The organism is Streptomyces sp. NBC_00568, from assembly GCF_026341855.1.
Classification (GTDB): domain Bacteria; phylum Actinomycetota; class Actinomycetes; order Streptomycetales; family Streptomycetaceae; genus Streptomyces.
Genome location: NZ_JAPENW010000001.1, coordinates 447870 through 464872, shown reverse-complemented (window position 1 = coordinate 464872; position 17003 = coordinate 447870). Strand labels below are relative to the sequence as shown.

General features: G+C 70.2%; 15 protein-coding genes. 6 read left to right on the top strand and 9 right to left on the bottom strand.

Features of this window, described 5'->3' with window-relative positions; translation table 11 throughout:
- Positions 1-73: 73 nt before the first annotated feature.
- Positions 74-1159: an ADP-ribosylglycohydrolase family protein gene (locus tag OOK38_RS02000; protein WP_266763811.1), complete on the bottom strand. Its 1086-nt coding sequence runs from the start codon at positions 1157-1159 to the stop codon at positions 74-76.
- Between the two features lie 286 nt (positions 1160-1445).
- Here OOK38_RS02000 and OOK38_RS01995 point away from each other — a divergent pair, with 286 nt between their 5' ends.
- Complete coding sequence (locus OOK38_RS01995) at positions 1446-2564, top strand: glycerate kinase (RefSeq protein WP_266765923.1); 1119 nt, start codon at positions 1446-1448, stop codon at positions 2562-2564.
- A 172-nt stretch (positions 2565-2736) separates the two neighbouring features.
- Here the strand turns inward: OOK38_RS01995 and OOK38_RS01990 are convergent, their stop codons facing one another.
- Positions 2737-4002, bottom strand: a complete 1266-nt coding sequence (locus OOK38_RS01990; protein WP_266763812.1) for a CdaR family transcriptional regulator — start codon at positions 4000-4002, stop codon at positions 2737-2739.
- 180 nt (positions 4003-4182) lie between these two features.
- On the opposite strand from OOK38_RS01990, the gene OOK38_RS01985 reads away from it, so the two are divergent.
- The 5 genes from OOK38_RS01985 (at position 4183) to OOK38_RS01965 (ending at position 9177) form a co-directional block, all read left to right on the top strand.
- Entirely contained in the window at positions 4183-4989 is an 807-nt protein-coding gene (locus OOK38_RS01985; RefSeq protein ID WP_266763813.1) for an ABC transporter ATP-binding protein, read from the top strand.
- Between the two features lie 130 nt (positions 4990-5119).
- A complete protein-coding gene (locus OOK38_RS01980) occupies positions 5120-5905 on the top strand; it encodes an ABC transporter ATP-binding protein (protein ID WP_266765924.1) in 786 nt (261 codons plus the stop codon).
- Complete coding sequence (locus tag OOK38_RS01975) at positions 5902-6792, top strand: branched-chain amino acid ABC transporter permease (protein WP_266763814.1); 891 nt, start codon at positions 5902-5904, stop codon at positions 6790-6792. Before OOK38_RS01980 ends, OOK38_RS01975 begins: the two co-directional genes overlap by 4 nt.
- Before the next feature lie 55 nt (positions 6793-6847).
- Positions 6848-7918: a branched-chain amino acid ABC transporter permease gene (locus OOK38_RS01970; RefSeq protein WP_266765925.1), complete on the top strand. Its 1071-nt coding sequence runs from the start codon at positions 6848-6850 to the stop codon at positions 7916-7918.
- Entirely contained in the window at positions 7915-9177 is a 1263-nt protein-coding gene (locus OOK38_RS01965; RefSeq protein ID WP_266763815.1) for an ABC transporter substrate-binding protein, read from the top strand. The genes OOK38_RS01970 and OOK38_RS01965 overlap by 4 nt, the downstream gene beginning before the upstream one ends.
- A 67-nt stretch (positions 9178-9244) precedes the next feature.
- Here the strand turns inward: OOK38_RS01965 and pssA are convergent, their stop codons facing one another.
- The 7 genes from pssA to ccrA all read right to left on the bottom strand — a co-directional run bounded on the left by pssA (position 9245) and on the right by ccrA (position 17002).
- Positions 9245-10063, bottom strand: coding sequence for a CDP-diacylglycerol--serine O-phosphatidyltransferase (gene pssA / locus OOK38_RS01960; RefSeq protein WP_266765926.1), 819 nt, complete (start codon positions 10061-10063; stop codon positions 9245-9247).
- A gap of 22 nt (positions 10064-10085) precedes the next feature.
- Positions 10086-10733, bottom strand: a complete 648-nt coding sequence (locus tag OOK38_RS01955) for a phosphatidylserine decarboxylase (RefSeq protein ID WP_266763816.1) — start codon at positions 10731-10733, stop codon at positions 10086-10088.
- Between the two features lie 170 nt (positions 10734-10903).
- Positions 10904-12109, bottom strand: coding sequence for an acyl-CoA dehydrogenase family protein (locus OOK38_RS01950; RefSeq protein ID WP_266763817.1), 1206 nt, complete (start codon positions 12107-12109; stop codon positions 10904-10906).
- Between the two features lie 2 nt (positions 12110-12111).
- The gene (locus OOK38_RS01945) at positions 12112-12639 is read right to left on the bottom strand and encodes a MaoC family dehydratase (RefSeq protein ID WP_261705053.1); all 528 of its coding nucleotides are present in this window, start codon (positions 12637-12639) and stop codon (positions 12112-12114) included.
- A 5-nt stretch (positions 12640-12644) separates the two neighbouring features.
- Entirely contained in the window at positions 12645-13610 is a 966-nt protein-coding gene (locus OOK38_RS01940; RefSeq protein ID WP_266763818.1) for a CoA ester lyase, read from the bottom strand.
- Positions 13607-15655, bottom strand: coding sequence for a protein meaA (locus OOK38_RS01935; protein WP_266763819.1), 2049 nt, complete (start codon positions 15653-15655; stop codon positions 13607-13609). Before OOK38_RS01935 ends, OOK38_RS01940 begins: the two co-directional genes overlap by 4 nt.
- A gap of 9 nt (positions 15656-15664) precedes the next feature.
- Positions 15665-17002 carry a crotonyl-CoA carboxylase/reductase gene (gene ccrA / locus OOK38_RS01930; RefSeq protein ID WP_266763820.1) on the bottom strand — a complete coding sequence of 446 codons (1338 nt, stop codon included), beginning with the start codon at positions 17000-17002 and terminating at the stop codon, positions 15665-15667.
- Between the last annotated feature and the right edge of the window lies 1 nt (position 17003).

Here is a 17003-nt window from a genome sequence, read left to right as displayed (position 1 = left end):
CCGACTCCAACACCCCTGGAACGTACGGCACTTCGGCCCCCGCGGCCAGGACGACGAACCGGCCCGCCGCGCGCTAGATCCGGGCTCCGGCCCCGACCTCCGCCAACGCGACCGTGCGCGACGCGAGCTCGCTGATCCGTACCCCGTCGAAGCCGAACACCGCGCTGCGCACGGTGTCTTCCAGCGGGTCCTTCCACTGCGCGGGAATCGCGTCCGCCCCGCACAGGACGCCCGCGACGGAGCCGGCGGTCGCGCCGTTGGAGTCGGTGTCCAGGCCGCCCCGGACGGTCAGCGTGATGGTGCGCGTGAAGTCGCCGTCGCCGTACAGGAGCCCGGCGGTCAGGACCGCCGCGTTCGGCACCGTGTGGATCCAGCCCATCCCGGCGGTCTCCTCGGACACCGTGTTGAGCGTGTCCTCCCAGGTCATCCGGGTCTCGTGAAGCGTCTGCACCCGGCGTACGGTGCGGGCCAGGCGGCTGCTCGCGGGGATCACGGTGAGTGCCGTGTCCAGCGCGTCCCGGACGGACGGGGCGGTGAAGGCCGCGGAGATCAGCGCCGCCGCCCACATCGCGCCGTACACGCCGTTGCCGGTGTGCGAGAGGACGGCGTCCCGGCGGGCCAGCGAGGCGGCGCGCTGCGGGAGCCCCGGGCAGGTCCAGCCGTAGACGTCGGCGCGGATCAGCGCGCCGATCCACTCCTGGTACGGATTCTCGTACGTCGCCGTGAGCGGGGGTTTCAGACCCTGGGCGAGGTTGCGGTACGCGGCCCGCTCCGCCGTGAACGTTTGGAGATACGGCAGGCGCAGCAGCCACAGGTCACCCACCTGTTCGGTGCTGAACGAGAAGCCGTGCGTCTCCAGGAGGTCGAGCCCGAGGATCGCGTAGTCCACGTCGTCGTCACGGCAACTGCCGTGGATGCGGCCGCGCACGCAGTCGCGCCACTCGGGCCGCAGCTCGAACTCGCCGCCCGCGGCGTCCTCTGCGGGCCCGGGGAGGTAGTCGGTCAGGGGCAGGGCCGCGGCCTGCCGCAGATAGCGGTCGATCCGGTCCCGCGTCCAGTGGTCGCCCTGCTCGACCGGCTTGCCGAGCATGTTGCCCGCGATCCGGCCCAGCCAGCCCCCGAGGACGCGGTCGGCGAGGTCTGTGCCCACAGGGGTCATGGCTCCGGTCTACCCAATTCCGGGCGGGGATGCTCGCTGGGGCACGGAAGCGGGCGCTCCGGGCGCCCTCGACGACGCCGATGCCGCCGATGCCGCGCGCCCGTGAGCATCGGCCGCGGGCCGCCCCGAGGGCCGTCGCGCAGCCTGTCCCGCGGGCTGGGCGGGGCATGACGGCGGGGGCTTCCTCCGGTTAAGGTCGCAGCGGCGCGACTGCCTTGACGTGTGCAAGGCCCGGAAGCAAGGGGAATGCAAGGTGGCGGACGCTGCAGTGAATCGGACCCCGCGTGTGCTCATCGCCGCGGACAAGTTCAAGGGATCGCTGACGGCCGTGCAGGTCGCGGAGCGGGTGACGGCCGGACTGCGCCGGGTCGCGCCGCGGGTCGAGGTCGAGTCGCTGCCCGTGGCCGACGGCGGTGACGGCACCGTAGACGCGGCGGTCGCGGCCGGATTCGAGCGCCGCGAGGTGCGCGTCGCCGGACCGCTGGGCGACGAGGTGACCGCCGCGTACGCGCTGCGCGGTGACACCGCGGTCGTGGAGATGGCCGAGGCGAGCGGGTTGCAGCGGCTGCCCAAGGGCGTCTTCGCCCCGCTCTCGTCCTCGACGTACGGCTCCGGGGAACTGCTGCGCGCGGCGCTGGACGCCGGTGCCCGCACCATCGTCTTCGGCGTGGGCGGCAGCGCGACGACGGACGGCGGCGCGGGCATGCTGTCCGCGCTCGGCGCGCGTTTCCTCGACGCGCACGGTGAGCCGGTGGCTCCCGGCGGCGCGGCACTGCGTGACGTGGAGACCGCCGATCTGTCGGGCCTGGACGACCGGCTCTCCGCGGTCGACCTCGTCCTCGCCAGCGATGTGGACAACCCGTTGACGGGCCCCAAGGGCGCGCCCGCCGTGTACGGCCCCCAGAAGGGGGCGGGTCCCGACGACGTGGCGACGCTGGACACCGCACTCGCCCACTTCGCGACCGTCCTGGAGAAGGCGATCGGGCCGAAGGCGGCCGGGTACGCCTCCGCGCCCGGCGCGGGCGCCGCCGGCGGCATCGGCTACGGGGCTCTGGTGCTCGGCGCCCGCTTCCGGCCCGGCATCGAGGTGATGCTCGAGGTCCTCGGCTTCGCGGCCGCGCTGGAGCGCGCCACGCTGGTGATCACCGGCGAGGGGTCCCTCGACGAGCAGACACTGCACGGAAAGGCGCCCGCGGGGGTCGCGGCGGCCGCCCGTGCCGAAGGCAAGGAGGTCGTCGCGGTCTGCGGCCGCCTCGCGCTCCCGCCGGAGGCGCTCGGCAGGGCCGGCATCCGGCGGGCGTATCCCCTCACCGAGGTCGAGCCCGACATCGCGAAGTGCATCTCCGACGCGGGGCCGATCCTGGAGCGGGTGGCGGAGAACATCGGCCGGGACTTCCTGGTCTGAGGCCCAAGGGGTTCGCCACCCCTTCGGCTCCCAGGGCGATCCACCGCCCTGCTCTGTGGCCTGCCGCCTGCCGCCTGCCGCCTGCCGTCGGTCGCCTGCCGTCGGTCGTCGGTTGCCTGCCGTCGGTCGCCTGTAGTCGGACGGCCGACGCCTGTCGTCCGACGCCGCCGTCTCACCGTCCCGCCCCCGTGCCCACCCCAGTCCCAGTCCCAGTCCCCGTACCCGTCCCCGGGACCGCCCTCGCGCCTGCCAGCCGGTAGGCGTCCAGGGCCAGGGTCATCTCGATCAGGTCGCGGGGGCGGGCCAGTGAGCGGGACGTCAGCTGCTCCAGCCGGCGGAGGCGGTTGAAGACGGTGTTCCGGTGGCAGTACAGGCGGCCCGCGGCCCGACCCGCGGAACCCTCGCAGGCCAGCCACATGTCCAGCGTCTCGATCAGCACGGCCCGGTCGCCCGGTTCGAGCTCCAGCAGCGCGCCGAACACGTCCGACACCAGCCGGTCGGCCAGCTCCGGCTGGCTCACGACGAGTGCCGTCGGCATCCGCTGATCGAGGCGTACGACAGCGGTCGCGTCCGGCGGACAGGTGCGCAGCGCCAGCTCGGCCCACCGCCGGGCCCGGCCCAGCTCGCCGAGTCCCGAGACCACGGGGCTGATACCGCCCGGACCCGAGCGCCGTCCGTCGAGCAGCCGGGCCACCGCGTCCAGGCCCTGGTCGGCGTCCAGCGCCACCACCCCGATCTCGCAGTCGGCCCGCATCCGCCAGATGAACCGCAGCCCCGCCCCCAGCATCGGCCGGACGCAGCCGTCCCGTCCGTCGTGGCGCTCCGTCCGCAGCACCACGACCGCGTACGGTCCGTGCTCGGGCAGATCGAGCCCGGCGGCCGCCCGCGCCGCGAGCCCCGGTGCCTCCTGGCCCTCCAGCAGAGCGTCGAGCAGGGCCTGCAACTGCTCGTCCGTGCGCCGCCGCAGCTCCCGTTCCGTGGCGAGGTAGGACTCCGACGCGGTCGCGGCCTGCGCGTCCACGGCCGACCAGACCATCGTGGCGCACCGCATGAGCACCGCGAGGCGCTCGGGCTCCCGGCTCGCCGCGCTCTCCATCAGCGCGTCCCACACCAGATAGCCCGCGGCACGGTAGGCGTGCACGAGGAGTTCGAGCGGCAGCCCCTGCTGGGCCCGCCGCCGGCCCGCCGCCTCGGCGTGTTCCAGATCGCGGCGGGGTGAGTCCCGGGGCGCGGAGATCGCCTGGATGCCGATCCGCATCGCGGTCTCCGCCTCCCGCCACTGCTGGTCGTACGGCAGCACCTGTCCGTAGACGGAGGAGTACTCGGTGAGCTGCCTGACGTGCTCGTCGACGAGCTCGGGCAGCCGGTCCAGCAGAGCCACACACGACTCCGCTAGCAGCTTCCAGTCATGACCGGTCCGCGGTCTGCGCCCTCCCATGGCCGGAGGATGCCACCCGGACACGGGGTCGCACAGGCCCCTGACACGCGGTGTTGTGCGCGTGCACAACGGGCGGGGGCCACCGCTGGGCTCCCGCCGCGTTTCGGCCGTACCCCGTGGACTGGGGTGTCCGCCGGTGCTGAGGTGAGCGCCACACCGAGCAAGGACAAGGGAGGTGCCATGGACGGTTCCGCTCTGCTCGTGCGGGAACTGTCGGTCGGATACGGCCCCGTACGCGCACTGCGTCACGTGTCGTTGGAGGTGCCCGAGGGAACCGTGGTGACGGTCCTGGGCGGCAATGGCGCGGGCAAGTCGACGCTGCTGCGGGCGGTGTGCCGGACCCTCTCCTTCCACGGAGGAGCGGTCACCGGCGGCACGGTCACGCTGGGCGGACGACCGCTGGACCGGCTGGCGCCGGACCGGGTGGTGGCCGCCGGGGTGTCCCAAGTCCCGGAAGGGCGGCGGGTGTTCAGCAGGATGACGGTCGCGGACAATCTGCGCGCCGGAGCACTCGGCGGCACCGGCGGCCGAGTGGACCGGGCACGCGCACTGCGGCGCGTGCACGACCTGTTCCCGGTCCTCGCCGACCGCGCCCAGCAGCGCGCGGGTTTGCTGTCCGGCGGTGAGCAGCAGATGCTCGCGGTCGGCCGGGCTCTCATGGGTGCCCCCAAGGTGCTGCTGCTGGACGAACCGTCACTCGGGCTCGCCCCGCTGATGGCCGCGCGGATCGCCGACACCGTGCGGGAGATCAACGAACAGGGCACCTCCGTCCTGCTCGTCGAACAGAACGCGGCCCTCGCGCTGCGGCTCGCCTCCAGGGCCTACGTCCTGGAGGTCGGCGAGGTGACCCTGTCCGGCCCCGCGGCCGAGCTCGCCGCCTCCGACGAGGTGCGCCGTCGCTATCTCGGCGTGGTCGACGAGGACGCCGCGGCCGACGGGGCACCCGCGCGCGACGGGCTCCCGTCCCTGTCCCGATGGAAGGGGTGAACCCACCGTGGAAGAACACCACAGCGCGGCGACACCCGTCGCCGACGAGACCGCCGGGGCCACCGGGACGACCGAGATCGCCGGGGCCACCGGGACGACTGGGACGACCGGGGCCACCGTGGCCTCCGACATTCCGCCGCTCACCGTCCGGGACGTGACGGTCCGGTTCGCGGGACTGACCGCGCTCGACGCGGTGAGCTTCACCGTGCGACCGGGCACCGTACACGCCCTCATCGGCCCGAACGGTGCCGGAAAGTCCACCTGCTTCAACGTGCTGTCCGGTGTCTGCCGGCCCGCCGGCGGAAGCGTCCGCCTCGGGGAGCAGGAGCTCACCGGCCTGCCGCCGCACCGGATCGCAGGGCTCGGGGTGGCCCGGATCTTCCAGAACCTCGCCCTGCCACCACACGCCACCGTCGAGGACTGTCTGCTGCTCGGCCGTCACCGGCTGACCCGCGCCGGATTCCTCGCCGCGGGCCTGCGGCTGCCCGCGGCGGCGCGCGAGGACCGGCGGCACCGCGAACGCGTCCGCGAGATCGCCGCGTTCGTGGGCCTGGAGGGGCAGCTCGACCGGCCCGCCGGTTCGCTCCCGTACGGGCAGCAGAAGCTCGCCGAGCTCGCCCGGGCCCTGTGCATGGAGCCGCGGGTCCTGCTCCTGGACGAACCCGTCGCGGGCATGACCGCCGACGAACGGCGGCGTACCGCCGCGGTCGTCGCCGGGGTCCGCGACAGCCTCGGCATCTCGATCGTGCTGGTGGAACACGACATGGGGGTGGTCATGCGGCTCGCGGACGCGGTGACCGTACTGGACTTCGGGCGCCGTATCGCCGACGGCACCCCAGGAGACGTACAGAACGATCCGGCGGTGGTGCGGGCCTATCTGGGCGAGCGCGCCGAGCCAGAGGAGACCGAGTCATGAGCACCTTCGTCGAACTCCTGCTCAACGGCCTGTCCATGGGCTCCGTCTACGCCCTCATCGCGCTGGGCTTCGTCGTCATCTTCCGGGCCACCGAGGTCGTCAACTTCGCGCACGCCTCCCTGCTGCTCGCGGGCGGCTATGTCACCGCCACCCTCCACGACGACATCGGCTTCTGGCCCGCCCTGCTCGCCGGTGTCGCGGGCGCCGCGCTGGTGGGGGCAGCCGTGGAGTTCCTGGTGATGCGGCGCTACCGGGGCTCCGACCAGAGCGTCCTCGCCATCGTCACCATCGGCGTCGACATCCTGCTCACCACCGAGCTGACCCGCCGGATCGGCACGGACGTGCTGGCGCTGGGCGACCCCTGGGGCAACGCCGTCCTCACCGTCGGGCCGGTCTCCATCGCCCACACCCGGATCGCCGCGTTCGTCGCGGCGGCCCTGCTCATCACGGCCTTCCTGCTGGCCTTCCGCTACACGTCCTGGGGCGTCGCGATGCGCGCCGCCGCGGAGAGCCCGGAGACCGCGGCCCTGATGGGGGTCCGGCTCGGCCGGGTGTCCCTCGGAGCCTGGGCGGTCGCGGGCGGCCTCGCGGCCGTCGCGGCGCTGTTCCTGACCGTCTTCCCGACACCCGGTCTCGAACGCGCCACCTCGCTGGCCGCGCTCAAGGCGTTCCCCGCGGCGATCCTCGGCGGCCTCGACTCGACGACCGGCGCGCTGGTCGGCGGTCTCCTCGTCGGGGTCACCGAATCCCTGGCCACCGGCTACCAGAGCGACCTCACGTTCCTAGGGCGCGGCCTCGGTGATCTCGCGCCCTATGTGGTCATGGTCGCGATCCTGCTCATCCGGCCCGCCGGGCTGTTCGGTACGAAGGAGCTCGCCCGTGTCTGAGGTCCTCACCCGCGACGAGGCGGGCAGCGCGCCCAGGACCGCTCGCCACCGCACCATCCGGCTGCCCGGCACCCGGACCGTCCTGTGGGCCGCCGGAGCCGTCCTGCTGCTGGCGCTGCCGTTCTACCTCGACCGCTTCTGGCTCCAGGCCGGTCTGTTCGCGATGGCCGCGGCGATCGGCGGGATCGGCCTCAACCTCCTCACCGGCGCGACCGGGCAGCTCTCCATGGGGCACGCCTTCTTCCTCGCGGTCGGTGCGTACGGCTACTGCGTGTTCGCGGCCGACGGGGGCGACGGACTGACCGGTCTGGGACTGCCGACCTGGCTCGCGGCCGTGCTCGCCGTGGCCCTCTCCGGAATCGCCGGCGGTGTGTTCAGCCCGATCGCCGGGCGACTGCGCGGCGCCTACCTCGGCATCGCCACGCTCGCCCTGATCTTCATCGGACAGCACGTCCTGTTCAACGCCCGGGACGTGACGGGTGGCTTCAACGGCCGCGACGTACCGCCGCTGAGCCTCTTCGGCCTCACGTTCGACGACCGTGAGCTCGTCGTGGCCGCGGTGCCGTTCGGCTCGGCCGAGAAGCTCTGGTACGCGGGTCTGGTGCTGCTCCTCGGCTGCGGGCTCTTCGCCCGCGGGGTGCTGCGCGGGCGACCCGGCCGGGCCATGAACGCGATCCGGGACCACCAGATCGCGGCCGGGGTGATCGGCGTACCCGTCGCCCGCCTCCGCGCCGCCGTCTTCGTCCTGTCCTCGATGTACGCGGGCCTGGCGGGGGTGCTGCTCGCTCTGGTCTTCCAGCGCACGGTGCCCGACTACTTCGGGATCACGCTCTCGCTCGAATACCTCGCCATGATCGTCATCGGCGGGCTCGGTTCGGTCGCCGGGGCGGTGGTGGGGGCCGTCTTCGTCTCGCTGCTGCCGCAGCTGCTGACCCGCTACAGCGACGCGCTGCCCCTGGTCTCCGACCCGGGCACGGGCGGGATCGCGCCCGGCGAGGCGGCCCGGTACCTGTACGGCGCCGCCGTCGTGGCGGTGGTGCTCTTTCTTCCGGGCGGCCTGGTCAGGGTGGCCGCCCGGCTTCGCGTCAAACCCCGTCCCGGGGCCACTCCAGGGGAGGAACGATGAGAACGACACACACGGCGAGGCTGGCCGCGGGGGCGCTGGCAGCCCTGCTCGTGCTGGCCGGCTGCAGCTCCAAGGCCAAGGACGACGGTGACGGCAAGCAGGCGGCCGGCGGGGTGAAGACCGGCGAAGGGATCTCGGGCAAGACGATCGGGCTCGGGGTGCTCACCGACATGACGGGCGTCTACGCGACGCTCGGCAAGAGTGTCACCCAGGCCCAGCAGCTCTATGTGAAGCAGACCAACGCCGCCGGCGGCGTCTGCGGCTACAAGCTGGCGCTCACGGTCCGCGACCACGGCTACGACCCGCAGAAGGCCGTCTCCGGCTACACGGAGCTGGCGCCGAAGGTGCTGGGCTTCACCCAGTTCATCGGCTCGCCCTTCGTCGCCGCCGTCAAGAAGCGCATCGACGGCCAGGACAAGGGGCTGGTCATGCCGCAGGCCTGGTCGGCCACCCTGCTGGGCAGCCCCTACATCCGGGTCATCGGCTCCACGTACGACATCGAGACGATCAACGCGATCGACTTCCTGATGAAGGAGAAGGGCCTCAAGAAGGGCGACAAGATCGGCCATGTGTACTTCGAGGGGGACTACGGCGAGAACGCCCTGACGGGCTCCCGGTACATCGCGAAGCAGGCCGGGCTCAAGGTCGTCGAGCAGAAGATCAAGCCGACGGACAACGACATGACCGGCCAGGTCGTCGCGCTGAAGAAGGCCGGGGTGAAGGCCGTCGTGATCAGTGCGGGACCGCGGCAGGCGGCCTCGCTCGTCGGGGTCGCGGCGGCCGGCAAGTTCAATGTGCCGATCATCGGCAACAACTCGGCGTTCGCCCCGCAGCTCCTCGCCACCGCGGCCGCCCCGGCCCTGGAGGCGAACTACTACGTGGCCTCGCCCTCGCTGCCGATCGGGGCGGACACCCCGGAGGCGAAGAAGCTGGTCGCGGACTACAAGGCCGCCTATCCGAAGGACTCGCTGGACAACGGTGTGGTGGCCGGCTGGACGGCCGCGTCGGCGTTCGGCGAGGCGCTGAAGAAGGCCTGCGCGGCCAAGGACCTCACCCGCGAGGGCGTGGACAAGGCCCTGCTGACCATCGACGCGTTCGACCCGGGGTTCGGCATCACCCAGGACTTCACCGACCCGAAGGCCGCGTCCTCGAAGGAGAGCGTCATTCTGCAGCCCGCCAAGAACGCGGTGGGCGGGATGAAGGTCGTCCGTGAGGCCGAGGCCTCGTCCGTCGCCCAGGGGTACACACCCGGCGGCTGACATCCCCCGCTCACGAGGAAGGGCCCCGAACCGTGTGGTTCGGGGCCCTTCCGCTGCGTACAGGGTGTTACGGGAGCTGCGCGGCTCGTGCCTCACGCCGGTTGCCCCGGAAGTTGTTCACCCGGCGGGCCGTGGCGAACAGCGGGATCACCGCGCCCATGACGAGCTGCAGCGCACAGCCGGTCTGGAGGAGCAGCTGGCCGCCCGGGGCGTCGAACGCCCACGCCGCCAGGAGACCCATCGAGAGCACGATCCAGGAGAGCATCGCGACCGCGAGGCGACCCCGCGGCTTGGGGTACTCGACCCGGCTCACCATCAGCCAGGCGGTGCCGATGATCGCCATGAGCGTGGCGGCGAACGGCAGCTCGAGCAGCACGATGGAGACCACCGTCAGCGCGCCGAAGGGGCTCGGCATGCCCTGGAACGTGCCGTCCTTCACCGTGACGCAGGAGAATCTCGCGAGCCTCAGCACCACGGCCAGCAGCACCACGATCGCTCCGACCGCCGCCACCTTCTGGTACGCGTCGTCCGCGACCATGCCGTACACCAGGACGAAGTACGCCGGTGCCAGGCCGAAGCTGATCAGGTCGGACAGGTTGTCCAGCTCGGCGCCCATGGGGGAGGAGCGCAGCTTGCGGGCCACCAGGCCGTCGAACAGGTCGAAGACCGCGGCGCAGAGCATGAGGATCACGGCCGTCGCGGCGGAGTGACGGGCCATGCCCGACTCGTCGCTGCCCGTGAGGTGCGGGATCAGGATGCCGGTGGTGGTGAAGTACACCGCCATGAAGCCGCATGTGGCGTTACCGAGGGTGAGCGTGTCCGCTATCGAGAGGCGGAGCGAGAGGGGCATCTCCTCCTCGTCGTCCGCCTCGTCGGCCTCCGGCACCCAGCCGGCCTGTGTCTCGGGATCAATCACGGTCAATTCGAGTCACCCCAGCCACGGTCTTCTGACCGACCTCCACGTCGACCTCGACACCCTCGGGGAGATAGATGTCCACACGCGAACCGAAGCGGATCAGGCCGATCCGGTCACCCTGCTCGACCTTCGTGCCCTGAGGGATGTAGGGGACGATGCGGCGGGCGACCGCGCCGGCGATCTGGATCATCTCGATGTCACCGAGCTCGGTGTCGAAGTGCCAGACGACGCGTTCGTTGTTCTCGCTCTCCTTGTTGAACGCCGGAACGAACCCACCCGGGATGTGCTCGACCGACGTCACCGTGCCGGAGAGAGGCGCGCGGTTGACGTGGACGTTGAGCGGGCTCATGAAGATCGCGACGCGGGTGCGTCCGTCCTTCCACGGCATGATGCTCTGCACCACACCGTCGGCGGGCGAGATGACACGGCCCTGGGCGATCTCACGCTCGGGGTCGCGGAAGAACCACAGCATCCCGGCCGCGAGCGCGGTGGCGGGTACGGCCACGGCCTTGGCCGCGCCGGAACGGCGCGAACGGGCCAGGCTGAGTGCTGCGGTGGCAACGGTCGGGAGAAGCCACGGCGATGCTCCGCGCGCGAGGCGGACCCGGCCGCGAGGTGCAGAGGTTTGGCTGTGGGGCATGGATGACCTTCGTAGCGGATGATGCCGCGCTCGAACGGGGGACGGCGGCTTTCACGCGATCGTACCGGTCGCAGACCGCAACTGGGCAAGCCAGGAAGCGGAGTCGACGGCTGAAGAGTGTTGACGGGGTGTGATCTTCTTCGCGAAGAAAACACCCCGAACCCGGACATCTAGCCCTGGAGTCGATACTCTTCGAGCAGTCGGCGCCCGATGATCATTTTCTGGATCTCGGCGGTACCTTCGCCGATCAACAGCATCGGCGCCTCACGGTAGAGGCGCTCGATCTCGTACTCCTTGGAGAAGCCGTAGCCGCCGTGGATCCGGAACGCATCTTCGACGACCTCCTTGCAGTATTCGGAGGCGAGGTACTTCGCCATCCCTGCTTCGAGGTCGTTTCGTTCCCCGGAGTCCTTTTTGCGTGCTGCGTTCACCATCATTGCATGGGCGGCCTCGACCTTGGTAGCCATCTCGGCCAGCTTGAACTGGATCGCCTGGTGCTGGGCGATCGGCTTGCCGAAAGTGTGACGTTGCTGGGCATAGGAGACGCCGAGCTCAAATGCACGCTGAGCGACGCCGCAGCCACGAGCCGCGACATTGACGCGGCCGACCTCGACTCCGTCCATCATTTGGTAAAACCCTCGGCCCGTGGTGCCGCCGAGTACCCGATTTTCCGGAATGCGCAGTCCGTCCATGATGAGTTCGGTCGTGTCGACGCCCTTGTAACCCATCTTGTCGATCTTCCCGGGAATGGTGAGGCCGGGGCGGACCTCTCCGAAGCCGGGCTCCTTCTCCACCAGGAAGGTCGTCATCGACTTGTGGGGCGCCGTGCCCTCGGGGTGTCCTTCGTCACTTCGGACGAGAACGGCCACCAGATTCGATGATCCGCCGTTCGTCAGCCACATCTTCTGGCCGTTCAGGACGTACTCGTCGCCGTCCTTGACCGCCTTCGATGTGATCGCCGACACATCGGAGCCGAGCGCCGGCTCCGACATCGAGAAGGCGCCGCGCACCTCGCCGAGCGCCATGCGGGGCAGGAAGTGGTCCTTCTGTTCCTGCGTGCCGTGCTGCTTGAGCATGTACGCCACGATGAAGTGGGTGTTGATGATGCCGGAGACCGACATCCAGCCGCGGGCGATCTCCTCGACGCACAGCGCGTACGTCAGGAGGGACTCGCCCAGGCCGCCGTACTCCTCGGGGATCATCAGCCCGAAGAGACCCAGCTCCTTGAGGCCGTCGACGATTTCTTGCGGGTACTCGTCGCGGTGCTCCAGCTCGGTCGCGACCGGGATGATCTCCTTGTCCACGAAGTCGCGGACGGTGGAGAGGATCTCCCTCTGGACGTCGGTCAGACCGGCGGTCTGGGCGAGTCGCGCCATGACTACTTCTCCGTCTTCTTCTCCGCGGGGGCGGTGAGTTCGGGCCGGCCGGGCTGCTCGCCGCCGCGCTCCTTGATGTACGTCTCGGTGGGGACCATCACCTTGCGGCGGAACACGCAGACCAGCGTGCCGTCCTGCTTGTAGCCCTTGGTCTCGACGTAGACGATCCCGCGGTCCGACTTGGACCGGGAGGGCGTCTTGTCGAGGACCGTGGTCTCGCCGTAGATCGTGTCGCCGTGGAAGGTCGGCGCCACGTGCTTCAGCGACTCGACCTCCAGGTTGGCGATCGCCTTGCCCGAGACGTCCGGCACGGACATGCCGAGGAGCAGCGAGTAGATGTAGTTCCCCACGACGACGTTCTTACCGAAATCGGTCGTCTTCTCCGCATAGTTGCTGTCCATGTGGAGCGGGTGGTGGTTCATGGTCAGCAGACAGAAGAGGTGGTCGTCGTACTCCGTGACCGTCTTCCCGGGCCAGTGCTTGTAGACCGCCCCGACCTCGAACTCTTCGTAGGTGCGTCCGAACTGCATGGTGCTCAGGCCTCCGGGGCTTCGAACTTGGACGTGCGCTGCATGCCGGCGGCCCGGCCCTTGCCCGAGATGACGAGCGCCATCTTGCGGCTGGCCTCGTCGATCATCTCGTCGCCGAGCATCGCGGAGCCCTTCTTGCCGCCCGCCTCGGACGTGTAGTAGTCGTACGCGTCCAGGATCAGCTCGGCGTGGTCGAAGTCCTCCTGCGAGGGGGAGAAGATCTCGTTGGAGGCCTCCACCTGACCCGGGTGCAGCACCCACTTGCCGTCGAAGCCGAGGGCCGCGGCGCGCTGGGCGACCGCGCGGTAGCCGTCGATGTTGCGGATCTGGAGGTAGGGACCGTCGATCGCCTGGAGGTTGTTGGCGCGCGCGGCCATCAGGATCTTCATGAGGATGTAGTGGTAGGCGTCCGCCGGGTAACCGGGCGGCTGCTCGCCCACGACCAGCGACTTCATGTTGATCGACGCCATGAAGTCGGCCGGGCCGAAGATGATCGTCTCCACGCGCTGGGAGGCGGTGGCGATCTCGTTGACGTTGTTCAGGCCCTGGGCGTTCTCGATCTGCGCCTCGATGCCGATCTTGCCGACCTCGAAGCCCATCGTCTTCTCGATCTGCGTCAGCAGCAGGTCAAGGGCTACGACCTGCTGGGCGGTCTGGACCTTCGGCAGCATGATGCAGTCGAGGTTCTGCCCCGCGCCCTCGACGACCGTGACGACATCGCGGTACGTCCACTCGGTCGTCCAGTCGTTGACGCGCACGACCCGCGTCTTGCCGGTCCAGTCACCCTCGTTGAGGAACTTGACGATGGTGTGCCGGGCCTCGGGCTTGGCCAGCGGCGCGCACGCGTCCTCCAGGTCGAGGAAGACCTGGTCCGCGGGGAGCCCCTGGGCCTTCTCCAGGAAGCGGGGGTTGCTGCCCGGCACGGCGAGGCAGGAGCGTCGCGGACGCAGACGGTTGACGGGCGTGGTCATGCGGGGACCTCCAGGGGGTCGAGCTTGTTCGCTTTCCGGATCTCGTCGACGATACGGCCGATGATTCCGGTGATGTCGAAGTCCTTCGGGGTGAAGACCGCGGCCACTCCTGCGGCCCGCAGCTGTTCGGCGTCGGCGTTCGGGATGATCCCGCCCGCGATCACCGGAATGTCGCCCGCGCCGGCCGTGCGCAGCTTCTCCAGGACGTCCGGCACCAGCTGGGCGTGCGAGCCGGACAGGATGGACAGGCCCACCGCGTGCACGTCCTCGGCCACGGCCGCGTCCACGATCTGCTCCGGCGTGAGCCGGATGCCCTGGTAGACCACCTCGAAGCCGGCGTCACGTGCCCGCACGGCGATCTGCTCGGCGCCGTTGGAGTGGCCGTCCAGGCCCGGCTTGCCCACCAGGAAGCGGAGCTTGCCGACGTTCATGTCCTTCGCGGTCAGCTCCACCTTGCGGCGCACCAGGGCGAGCCCGGTGCCCTCCTCGGCGGTGACCGCGACGGGCGCGGACGAGACACCGGTCGGGGCGCGGAACTCGCCGAACACCTCGCGCAGGGCCCCGGCCCACTCGCCGGTGGTGACACCGGCGCGGGCGCACTCCAGGGTGGCCTCCATGAGGTTGCCGGTGCCCTTCGCGGCCTCCTTCAGCCGTTCCAGCGCCTTGCACGGGCGCGGGTGGTTGAAGGGCGGCTGGTAGCGCGTGTCGCGCCAGGTCCCCAGCGCGGAGATCACCCGGGCCTCGACCGCGGGGTCGACGGTCTGGATCGCCGCGTCCAGGTCGGCCGTGAGCGGGTTGGGCTCGGTCGACTCGTAGATGTTGACGCCGACGATCTTCTCCTTGCCGGACTCGATACGGCCCCGGCGTTCGGCGTGCGAGGAGACGAGCTGCGACTTCAGATAGCCGGACTCGACGGCGGCCATCGCGCCGCCCATCTGCTCGATCCGGTCGATCTCGGCCAGCGACTCCTCGACGAGGGCCGCCACCTTCGCCTCGACGACGTGCGAGCCCTCGAAGATGTCCTCGTACTCCAGCAGGTCGCTCTCGTGCGCCAGTACCTGCTGGATGCGCAGCGACCACTGCTGGTCCCACGGGCGAGGAAGGCCCAACGCCTCGTTCCAGGCGGGCAGTTGGACGGCACGCGCGCGAGCGTCCTTGGAGAGGGTCACGGCCAGCATCTCGAGCACGATCCGCTGGACGTTGTTCTCCGGCTGGGCCTCGGTCAGACCGAGGGAGTTGACCTGGACGCCGTACCTGAAGCGCCGCTGCTTGGGGTTCTCGATGCCGTACCGCTCGCGCGTGATCTTGTCCCAGATCCGCCCGAACGCCCGCATCTTGCACATCTCCTCGATGAAGCGGACGCCCGCGTTCACGAAGAAGGAGATACGGGCCACGACGTCGCCCTTGCGGTCCTCGGCGATCTGCCCGGACGCGAACACCGCGTCCAGGACGGCGATCGCGGTGGACATCGCGTACGCGATCTCCTGGACCGGCGTGGCGCCCGCCTCCTGCAGGTGGTAGCTGCAGATGTTGATCGGGTTCCACTTGGGGATGTGGTTGACCGTGTACGTGATCATGTCCGTCGTGAGACGGAGGGAGGGCACCGGCGGGAAGACGTGCGTCCCCCGCGAGAGGTACTCCTTCACGATGTCGTTCTGGGTCGTCCCCTGGAGCTTGGTGATGTCGGCACCCTGCTCCTCGGCGACGACCTGATAGAGCGCCAGCATCCACATGGCGGTGGCGTTGATGGTCATCGAGGTGTTCATCTGCTCCAGGGGGATGTCCTGGAACAGCCGGCGCATGTCACCGAGGTGCGAGACCGGCACGCCGACCCGGCCGACCTCGCCGCGGGCGAGGATGTGGTCGGGGTCGTAGCCGGTCTGCGTCGGCAGGTCGAAGGCCACGGAGAGACCCGTCTGCCCCTTGGCGAGGTTGCGCCGGTACAACTCGTTGGACGCCTCGGCCGTGGAGTGGCCGGCGTACGTGCGCATGAGCCACGGCCGGTCCTTCTCCCTGTGCACCTCTGTGGTCTGACGCTCTGTCATGGGTGGACCTCAGACGTTCCGGAAGCGGTTGATGGCGTCGATGTGCTGGGCGCGCTTCTCCTCGTCGCGCACGCCCAGGCCCTCCTGGGGCGCCAGCGCGAGCACGCCGACCTTGCCCTGGTGGAGGTTGCGGTGCACGTCGTAGGCGGCCTGCCCGGTGTCCTCCAGGGAGTAGACCTTGGAGAGCGTGGGGTGGATCTTGCCCTTGGCGACGAGGCGGTTGGCCTCCCAGGCCTCGCGGTAGTTCGCGAAGTGCGAGCCGATGATCCGCTTCAGCGACATCCACAGGTAGCGGTTGTCGTACTCGTGGTTGTAGCCGGAGGTCGAGGCACAGGTGACGATGGTGCCGCCCTTGCGGGTGACGTACACCGAGGCGCCGAAGGTCTCGCGGCCCGGGTGCTCGAAGACGATGTCCACGTCTTCGCCGCCGGTGAGCTCGCGGATGCGCTTGCCGAAGCGCTTCCACTCCTTGGGGTCCTGGTTGTGCTCGTCCTTCCAGAACTGGTAGCCCTCGGCGCTGCGGTCGATGATCGCCTCGGCACCCATCTTCCGGCAGATGTCCGCCTTCTGCTCGCTGGAGACGACGCAGATCGGGTTGGCGCCGCCGGCGAGTGCGAACTGCGTGGCGTACGAGCCGAGTCCGCCGCTCGCGCCCCAGATCAGCACGTTGTCGCCCTGCTTCATGCCGGCGCCGTTGCGGGAGACCAGCTGCCGGTACGCGGTGGAGTTCACCAGTCCGGGAGCGGCGGCCTCCTCCCAGCTCAGGTGGTCCGGCTTCGGCATCAGCTGGTTGGACTTGACGAGCGCGATCTCGGCGAGGCCGCCGAAGTTGGTCTCGAAGCCCCAGATGCGCTGCTCGGGGTCGAGCATCGTGTCGTTGTGCCCGTCGGAGGACTCCAGCTCGACGGACAGACAGTGCGCGACGACCTCGTCGCCGGGCTTCCAGGAGTTCACTCCCGGGCCGGTGCGCAGGACGACGCCCGCGAGGTCCGAGCCGATGATGTGGTACGGCAGGTCATGGCGCTTGCTGAGCTCGCTGAGCCGCCCGTAGCGCTCCAGGAAGCCGAAGGTCGACACCGGCTCGAAGATCGACGTCCAGACCGAGTTGTAGTTCACGGAGGAGGCCATGACGGCCACCAGGGCCTCGCCCGGGCCGAGCTCCGGCACCGGCACGTCGTCCAGGTGGATCGACTTGCGGGGGTCCTTGTCGCGGCTGCTGAGCCCGGCGAACATCTCCGCCTCGTCCTTGTGCACGGTGATCGCGCGGTAGGACTCGGGGAGCGGAAGTGCGGCGAAGTCGGCGGACGTGGCCGTCTGCGACTGAATCGCGTCCAGGATTTCCTTCACG

Bases quoted from the DNA above. Each gene is read 5' to 3' on its own strand.
- OOK38_RS02000 (WP_266763811.1), bottom strand. From the start codon at position 1,159: ATGACCCCTGTGGGCACAGACCTCGCCGACCGCGTCCTCGGGGGCTGG.
- OOK38_RS01990 (WP_266763812.1), bottom strand. From the start codon at position 4,002: ATGGGAGGGCGCAGACCGCGGACCGGTCATGACTGGAAGCTGCTAGCG.
- OOK38_RS01985 (WP_266763813.1), top strand. From the start codon at position 4,183: ATGGACGGTTCCGCTCTGCTCGTGCGGGAACTGTCGGTCGGATACGGC.
- OOK38_RS01975 (WP_266763814.1), top strand. From the start codon at position 5,902: ATGAGCACCTTCGTCGAACTCCTGCTCAACGGCCTGTCCATGGGCTCC.
- OOK38_RS01965 (WP_266763815.1), top strand. From the start codon at position 7,915: ATGAGAACGACACACACGGCGAGGCTGGCCGCGGGGGCGCTGGCAGCC.
- OOK38_RS01955 (WP_266763816.1), bottom strand. From the start codon at position 10,733: ATGCCCCACAGCCAAACCTCTGCACCTCGCGGCCGGGTCCGCCTCGCG.
- OOK38_RS01950 (WP_266763817.1), bottom strand. From the start codon at position 12,109: ATGGCGCGACTCGCCCAGACCGCCGGTCTGACCGACGTCCAGAGGGAG.
- OOK38_RS01945 (WP_261705053.1), bottom strand. From the start codon at position 12,639: ATGCAGTTCGGACGCACCTACGAAGAGTTCGAGGTCGGGGCGGTCTAC.
- OOK38_RS01940 (WP_266763818.1), bottom strand. From the start codon at position 13,610: ATGACCACGCCCGTCAACCGTCTGCGTCCGCGACGCTCCTGCCTCGCC.
- OOK38_RS01935 (WP_266763819.1), bottom strand. From the start codon at position 15,655: ATGACAGAGCGTCAGACCACAGAGGTGCACAGGGAGAAGGACCGGCCG.